The organism is Paramuribaculum intestinale, assembly GCF_003024925.1.
GTDB lineage: Bacteria > Bacteroidota > Bacteroidia > Bacteroidales > Muribaculaceae > Paramuribaculum > Paramuribaculum intestinale.
In genome coordinates this window covers 1-1,094 of the sequence record NZ_PUED01000371.1, presented here as the reverse complement: position 1 = coordinate 1,094, position 1,094 = coordinate 1, and the positions used below count along the sequence as shown (strand labels likewise).

General features: G+C 41.3%; 2 protein-coding genes. Both read right to left on the bottom strand.

Features of this window, described 5'->3' with window-relative positions:
* Positions 1-806, bottom strand: an 806-nt coding sequence (locus tag C5O24_RS13645) for a hypothetical protein (RefSeq protein ID WP_133165618.1), incomplete at its 3' end; no start/stop codon positions are given.
* A 9-nt stretch (positions 807-815) separates the two neighbouring features.
* Positions 816-1,094 (bottom strand): 4Fe-4S cluster-binding domain-containing protein (locus C5O24_RS13640; protein WP_133165617.1); only part of this gene is annotated, 279 nt, incomplete at its 5' end.

Below are 1,094 nucleotides of genomic sequence, written 5' to 3'. Positions count from 1 at the left end.
GCCTTATGAAGGGGGGCCCATTCATTTTTTCGCCTGATTGCTTCGTTTTCCATTACTAAAGCCTCATCTATAAGATTGTTGGCATCGGTAATTGTGCAACTGTCGGGATTGTCTCCGATATTACGTAGACGTTCTTCTTTAAGAGCAATGCTGTCGAGCAACTGTTGCGGCGCAAACCGTGCCACGTCAGTTCGTTCTCTGATTGCGTCCAGAAGAGCAAGAGCCGCACCTGCCGCCAGTAGTTTTGTGTTAGTATCGGCTTGTTGACGCTCAAAAATAGATTTGATATCCTTTTGTATGGAGGTTATTTCTCCTTGCTGTTGTCTGAATCGTTCGTTTGTTTCTCTGGCCAAGTCATTCATGCTTTGATTGACCGCATTGAGACCGGCGTTAAGAATGCCTATGTTTTTATCGAGCCTCGATACTTGCGATTCAATGTAATTATTTTGCGCCTCAATGGATTCGGCAACTGCATTTGACAGGTCATTAAGAGCTTTAGTGTGACGTTTGTCAAGAGTTTGGAGTTCTTGAGCAAATCTTCTGGATTGGTCGTCGATCCTTGCGCCAAGTTGAAGTTGTGAATTTTCAATACGTCGAGACAGATTGTCGTTCACCTGATTGATGCGTGACTGTGTTTCTTGCTGTGCACGTCTTATATTCTCGTTGCTTATCCTTATTGCCGAATTTATAGCATTTCTCTCTGCATTGGCAATATCTGCTGTGAGCTGATTTTTGCATCTGCGTACAGCACGCTCAAGTCCATCATTAAGTTCGTTAAGGGAAGTCCCTTTTATGTCTCTACTCATATTGATTTATTATCTGTTTTTATGTGGTATTCCAATAGCTGTGACATTACCTGCCGTGTCGGCAACTCTATCTTGCTTTCTACTACATGTTGCCATTGTGTTTAGGAATCTGTCAAGTCTGTTTGTTATGGGAATAATTCTTTGATTACTTGAACCTCTTATGCCTTTGTTATCATTGAGGCTATCAATGTATTGTCCATCAATTATTACGTCACACAAACTTAATAAATCCGATGTTTCATTCTTTCCTAATAGCTGCTCATATTTCAGACCAGTGTAAGCAATAAC